This is a genomic window from Mycobacterium angelicum (genome assembly GCF_002086155.1).
In the GTDB taxonomy this organism is placed as follows: Bacteria; Actinomycetota; Actinomycetes; order Mycobacteriales; family Mycobacteriaceae; genus Mycobacterium; species Mycobacterium angelicum.
This window is the reverse complement of sequence record NZ_MVHE01000124.1, coordinates 1-7,208: the sequence shown is the minus strand read 5'-3', so window position 1 is coordinate 7,208 and position 7,208 is coordinate 1. Positions and strand designations below refer to the sequence as shown.

General features: G+C 69.2%; 3 protein-coding genes. All 3 read right to left on the bottom strand.

The window, feature by feature from the left end:
• Positions 1-241: 241 nt before the first annotated feature.
• Positions 242-2,893: a circularly permuted type 2 ATP-grasp protein gene (locus BST12_RS28090; protein WP_083116451.1), complete on the bottom strand. Its 2,652-nt coding sequence runs from the start codon at positions 2,891-2,893 to the stop codon at positions 242-244.
• Positions 2,894-2,904: 11 nt separating this feature from the next.
• Complete coding sequence (locus tag BST12_RS28085) at positions 2,905-6,231, bottom strand: transglutaminase family protein (protein WP_083116449.1); 3,327 nt, start codon at positions 6,229-6,231, stop codon at positions 2,905-2,907.
• 70 nt (positions 6,232-6,301) lie between these two features.
• Positions 6,302-7,208, bottom strand: a 907-nt coding sequence (locus BST12_RS28080; protein ID WP_211281383.1) for a hypothetical protein, incomplete at its 5' end; no start/stop codon positions are given.

Sequence of the window (7,208 nt, the reverse complement as noted above, 5' to 3'; positions counted from 1 at the left end):
GTCGTCAGGCTAGGCCGGATTGCCTGACTCCTCAGCACCCCGCTACGCGGGCTGCATCGTCGTCAGGCTAGGCCGGATTGCCTGACTCCTCAGCACCCCGCTACGCGGGCTGCATCGTCGTCAGGCTAGGCCGGATTGCCTGACTCCTCAGCACCCCGCTACGCGGGCTGCATCGTCGTCAGGCTAGGCCGGATTGCCTGACTCCTCAGCACCCCGCTACGCGGGCTGCATCGTCGTCAGGCTAGGCCGGCATAACTCTGCGTTCGTCGGGACCCCACAGTGGCTGCATGCCGCCAGGCAGCTTCAGCTGCGTGGCGGTGATGACGTCGGCCAGATCGCGCAGGGCGGCGTGGATCGCCGCGAGCAGCTCAGCCAGCTCGCCCCGTTGCCCGTCGGCGTTGATCTCCTCCAGCTCGGCTGGGTCGGATCGGCGCAGGCGGGTACTGATCTCTTCGGCCATGCGCTCGGCGCGTGACGAGCCGGACGAGCCGGGCAGCTCGCGCAGGTTATCGCGCAGCCGCTCCAGCTGAAAGACCAGCGATCGCGGGTTCTGGGCGTCGAACAACATCAGCTCGGTCACCGCGGCGACGCTGACCTTGCCCACCGTCCGGCGCCGGTAGATGACCGACGATTCGCACGCCACCAGTGTCGACTCGGTGATGGTTTGCTCGGCGGCCGCCGAGCGCACGGTGGTCAGCGTGTCGCGCAGCAGGGCGGTCAGCCACAGGCCGCGTTCGATGCGCTTGCCGATGTCCATCATCGTCCAGCCGACGTCGTGCACCATCGACTCGCTGGCCACGCCGGACAAGGTCAGCATCCCGGCCAGCGTCTGCGCCTGAGCGAAGGCCAGCACCGCGTCGGCCTCGGCCAGCGACTCCGGCGGGTCGGCCTTGTGCGCCAGCGCGCGCTCCACGCCGGCCAGCACCATCCAGGTGTCATTGGACAACTGGTCACGCACCGCACGCGCGGCCAGCGCCAGCCCTTCGACCGATTGAATCAGCGATCCGGGCCGGTCCGGATCGACCGTCATCGACCACACCGTCGACGGGACAACGGCGATCATCTCCGCATGGTCGTGATCGTGCGCGTAATCGACTCCCGTGGCAGTGCCGGTGATTCGGCCCAGCGCGGCCATCAGGACCGGCACGCATTCGCTTTCCTCGGCGTCCTGCTGACGGCGGAAAACGTGGTAGCGCTCGCGGGTGACGATCAGCAGCCGGGCCATGCTTTCCGCGCGCTCGCCGTAGCGGCCCATCCAGAACAGGTCGGACAGCACGCGCGGCGAGCTGACACCCCAGGTACCCGCCCCGGACTTGGCGGCCGGCTCCACGAGCGAGGGCAGGGTTACCGTCTCGGCCAGGGCGCGCTCCGTCGGACGTACCCAAATGTCTTTAGCCGCAACGGTATTCAAAGTGTATGCAGCAGGCCCGGGCGCCAGCACATAGCCGAGGCCGCCGATCATCGGCGCATACCCGCCGCGCTGGGCCACCGTGAACAACCGCATACCCACCCCGGCGGACGACAACATACCGGCATGGTCGGTCGGCGCCGACGAGAACGTCGGCAGCTCCTGGCCGACCCACTGCCACGGCATTGCCTCGATCCGGGCCGCCAAATCAGCCAGCTGCGCAGACGAAAGCTTCGGTCCGACAAGGGTTTCCCCCCCGTCGGTGGGCCGCAGCAACAGCGACGAGAGATTGGCCAGCAGGTGCGAACGTTCGGCGGCGATGCCGCCCCAATACACCGGAGCGGTCTGCAGCAGGGGAGCCTCGCCGAGCAAACGCTCGGCCAGCTCGGGCAGAAACCGCAGCAGCCCAGGACTTTCCAGAATGCCGCTGCCCAGCGTGTTGACCACGGTCACCGTTCCGCGGTGCTGCGCCTCCACCAGGCCGACCACCCCCAGCCGCGAATCTGCGCGCAGATCAAGCGGATCGGCATAGTCGGCGTCCACCCGGCGCAGCACCACGTCGACACGTTTCAGCGTGCCCAGCGAACGCATCCACAGCTTGCCATCGCGCACCACCAAATCGGCGCTCTCCACCAGCGGAAAACCCAGCAGCGTTGCCAGATAGGCCTGATCGAACGCCGTCTCCGAGTAGATACCCGGGCTGAGCACCACCACCACCGGGTCCTGGGCGACGTCGGGCGCGGCGTCGATCAGACCCAGCCGCAACGCCTGCGCGAACGGCGTGTTGGGGCGCGGCGCGATCCGTTCGTAGAGGTCCGGGATCGCATGTGCGACAACGCGTCTGTCGGCCAGCGCATAGCCGGCGCCCGAGGGCGCCTGCGTCCAGTCGGCGTTGACCTGAAAGCTACCGCCGGGCAGCCGGCTGACGTCGCAGCCGTGCAGGAAAAGCTGGTGGCGCCCGGGCACTTTGATGCCGGCGGCGGCCCGCACATAACCAGGGTGGGCGAACAGCAACTGGGCCGGCAGGATGCCCTCGAGAACCACGCTTCGCGGCCCGTACAGGTCGGCGAGCACCGCGTCCAGCAACCGGGAGCGCTGCACCAGCCCGGCCTCCAGCACGTCCCAATCGGCGGCGGAGATCACCAGCGGCAGCGTGTCCAGAATCCACGGCCCGGGTTCGAGGCCATGCCCGTCGGTGGGCCGGTGGATATCCACCTCGGTGTAGGTGATGCCGTCGTGGTCGATCAGGCCGTGCACCACCGAGCGCAGCCGATCCAGCCCCGCCCTGCCGCGTTCGGCGACCGCGTCGGCCAGCTCGGCCCAGGCCGGCCGCACGTTGCCGGTCGCGTCGACGAATTCGTCGTAGCCGATGCCCGGGCCGTCCCGCAGGTCGAACAGCGCTTCTTGAGCGCGCGCGGTGCGATATCCGGCCAGCAGCCGGTCGACGTCGTACCTCGGGGTGGAGGTCGCCGGTGTGGGGCTCATGCTCAGTGCCATTACTGCTGCACGGTACGCACGCGCCGCAAATCGAGGATCCCCGGCGCGCCGATGTCGGTGGACATCCGGGCCTGTTTCTCCCGAATGCCGGACATGTCGAGTTTGCCCGGGGTGAAGCCGGTGGCCTCGAAACGGCGCGCCCGGCGCGACTCGGCCTCGACGGCGTTGACGGGCGGCTCGTCGTAGGCGCGCCCGCCGGGGTGGGCGACGTGATAGGTGCAGCCGCCGCGCGAGGTTCCGGCAGTGACGTCGATGAGTTCGAACTGCAATGGGACGTCGGTGGACAGGGTCGGGTGCAGTGCGCTGGGCGGCTGCCAGGCCTTGTAGCGCACCCCGCCCACGTATATGTCGGGATTGTCGGTGGCCAGCAGTGGCACCGGGTAGCCATTGCAGGTCACCACGTAGCGGTGCCGGTCGGCGCCGATCACGCGGACCTGCAGGCGCTCTACCGACGAGTCGACGTAGCGGGCGGTCCCGGTGGCCGTGGACTCCTCGCCGAGGGTGTTCCACGGCTCGATCGCCCCGCGCAGCTCGATCTCCACGCCGTCGAATACCGCGGTGCCGATGCGCGGGAAGCGGAACTCGGTGAATGGGTCCAGCCAGCTGGTCTCGAACGCGATGCCGTGTGCGCGCAGGTCGGCGGCGACGTCGGCGATGTCGTGAATCAGGAAGTGCGGCAACAGGTACCGCCCATGCAGGTTGGCGCCGTGGCGGATCAGCGGCGCGCGCAGCGGTTCGTCCCAGAACCACGCCACCAGGGCGCGCACCAGCAGTGACTGCACCATCGCCATGCGCAGGTGCGGCGGCATCTCGAACCCGCGCAGCTCCAGCAGCCCCAGCCGGCCGCGCGGGCCTTCGGGGCTGTAGAGCTTGTCGATACAGAATTCGGCGCGATGGGTGTTGCCGGTGATATCGGTGAGCAGATGTCGCAGCGCGCGGTCGGTGACCCACGGTTTGGCGGTGCTCTTCAAGCCGCCGCCGCCCAGCCGCGTGATTTCGGCGAACGCGATCTCGAGCTCGTACAGCGCCTCGGCGCGGCCCTCGTCCACCCGCGGCGCCTGCGACGTGGTCCCCACGAAACGCCCGGCGAACAGATACGACAGCGAGGGGTGCCGCTGCCAGTAGGTGAGCAGCGAGACCAGCAGGTCCGGGCGGCGCAGCAACGGGGAGTCGGCCGGGCTGACGCCGCCGAGGGTGATGTGATTGCCGCCGCCGGTGCCGCCGTGGGTGCCGTCCACGTCGAACGACTCGGTCGACAGCCGCGCCAGCCGGGCCTGTTCGTACAGCGTTTCCAGTTGCTGGCCTTGTTCGTCGAAGCTGCCGGTGGGCGCGACGTTGACCTCGATGACCCCGGGGTCGGGGGTGATGGTCGTGGACTTCAGCCGCGGATCGGCCGGCGGACCGTATCCCTCGATCACGACCGGGCAGTTGGCCTGCGCCGCCGCGGCCTCACTGCGCGCGATCAGGTCGATGAAGTGTTCCAGCGCCTCGGTCGGGGGCAGGAAGAGGTACAGCAGCCCGTCGCGGACCTCGGCGACCATCGCGGTCGTCGGCGCGGTCTCGGGATCTTCCAGCACCGCGCCGGCGCCGTCGGATCCGGCCGCTAGCGTGTGTCCAACCCCGAGCGGGTCGGCGACGAACGACGCCCGCGGCGCCCGCCAGCTGATCGAGTCCAGTGGTAGCCGCAGCCCCGCCGGCGAATCTCCTTCCAGCAACACGATGCGACCGCGACGCAACCGCCAGTCCGCGCTGGCCCAGCCGAGGCCGTCGGCGCGGCGGTGCAGTGGCAGCACGAAAGCCGTTGGCGCCGTTGCCGATTCGTCGAGGCGAGTCAGCAGTGCGGCGCGGCCGGCGTCGCTGTCGTCGGCGAGGTCGTCACCGGGCGCTACCGGGTCGCCCGCGGGCAGCCGCGCACTGGCCGCCAGCCGCGCCAGCGGGTCTTCGTAGGCCGGGCGAACCTGCGACAGCGGCAGACCCAAGCTCTCGGCCACGCCGGCGAGCACCTGTTGGGCCGCCTGGTCGCCCACCGGCGGCGGCTTATCGAGCCAGGGATCGGCCAGTAAGGCATCGTCGGTCCACAGCGGGCGTCCGTCAGTGCGCCAATACAGCGCGATCTGCCAGCGCGGCAACGGTTCTCCCGGATACCACCTGCCCTGACTGCGCTGAATCAGGCCCTGCGGGGCCCACTGCGCCTTCAACCTGGCGGCCAGGTCGGACGCCCGCTGCCGCTTGTGTGGGCCGTCGGCGCAAGTGCGCCACTCGTCGTCGACCTGGTTGTCGACGGAGACGAAGGTGGGTTCGCCGCCAACCGTCAGCCGGGCATCACCGGCGGTCAGCCGCTTGTCGACGCTGCGCCCGACCTCACAGATGGTTTGCCACGCCATTTCGGTGTAGGGCAACGTGACTCGCGGGTCTTCGTGGACGCGGGTGACGGTGTTGGAGAACTCCAGTACCGAGCCGCAGGGATCGGTGCCGCCGGTGATGGGTGCCGCGGTCGAGGGATGTGGCGTTGCCGCCAGCGGGATGTGCCCCTCGCCGGCGAACAGGCCCGACGTCGGGTCCAATCCGATCCAGCCCGCGCCCGGGATGTACACCTCGGCCCAGGCGTGCAGGTCGGTGAAGTCGGCAGCGGGTCCCGACGGCCCATCCAGCGCCGCCACATCGGAAGCCAACTGCACCAGGTATCCGGACACGAAGCGGGCGGCCAGCCCGAGCTGACGCAGGATCGACACCAGGAGCCACGCCGAGTCCCGGCACGAGCCGATGCCGGTGCGCAGCGTCAAATCCGGTGTCTGAACGCCCGGTTCCATGCGCAGGCTGTAGCCGACGTCGGCGTTGACGGCGCGGTTGAGCGCGACCAGGAAGTCGATGGTGCGGGTGCCTTCGGCGACCGAGAAGTTGCGCACCCACGCCTGCACCAGTTCACCGGGGCCCGACCCGTCGCCGTCTTCGTCGACGGGCCCCAGATACGGCCTGAGGTCGTCGGCCAGCGCCTTGGGGTAGGTCAATCCTTCCGGCGGCCACGTCTCGGCCCAGTCCTCGATGAAGAAGTCGAAGGGGTTGATCACCTTCAGGTCGGCGATGAGCCCGACGGTGATGGTCAGGTTGCGCATCGGCTTCGGAAAGACCAGTCGGGCAAGGAAATTGCCCAGCGCGTCCTGCTGCCAGTTGATGAAGTGATCGGCGGGGTCGATGCGCAGCGAGTAGGCCTCGATGGGCGTGCGCGAATGCGGCGCCGGGCGCAGCCGCACGATGTGCGGATACACACCGACCAGCTGGTCAAAGGTGTAGCTGGTGCGGTGCTCCAGCGCAACTTTGATGCTCATAACCGCTGATCTCATCACAAGAGTCAGCGGCCCGCAGCGCGCCGGAAGCCGGCGCGCTGGCTAGGGCTGACTATGCGTACTGCGGCCCAGGCGGCGCCGGCTGGTTGGCCTCGACGACCTGGCCGCCGGACAGCTTGCGATACGTGTACACCTGGATCAGCGAGGCGAGCGGAACACCGACGAGCATCCCTACGTAGCACAGCAATTCGCCGACCACCACCGCGGCGGCCTGCACCAGCCACGACAGGAAGCTGTTGCCGAGGTCGCCCCGCACGGTGGCGATGCTGGCCTTGATGGAGTCGATGGGCGACAGCGACTTGTCGACGGCGAACACCACCGCGAACTGTGCCACGAAGCCGAAGATCAGGCCGGGGATGAGGCACAGCACCGACCCGATCGCGGTGCCGAGAACCAGCAGCAGCGCCGTGACGGCGACCGTACCCAGATTGCGTGGCCGGAAGAACGTTCCGATGCTCACCGGCTTGCCGTCGGCGATGTCCAGGCAGCCCGTCGTCAGCCCGGCATGCATGTAGACCGCAACGCAGAACACCAGCAGGTAACCGAGGAACATGGCGATGCCACCGACGGGGGTCATGTTCCCGCTCGTCGTTTCGGCGGTGTAGCCGCTGGCGTCGGTATAGGTGGTAGTCGTGGTTTCCGACGTGGCGATGACGATGCCGATCATCGCGCCGATCACGGCGGCCAGTGCCAGGGCGTAGGCGAGCAGCGGCACGACGAGTGCCGCGGCGTTCTGGGTGAACTTGGCCCACGACCAGCTGATGGCTTCACCGACGCTGAACCCGGACGCCGGCCCGGGCTGCCCACCGTAGCCGGGGGGCGGGTAACCGGGAGCCGGCGCACCTGGCGGCGGGCCATAGCCCGGAGGAGGCGGCGGCGGAGGCGCGTAGCCCGGAGGTGCATAGCCGCCGGGGGCCTGACCGCCGGGAGGCGTGCCATAGCCGGGTGGCGGCGGGGGA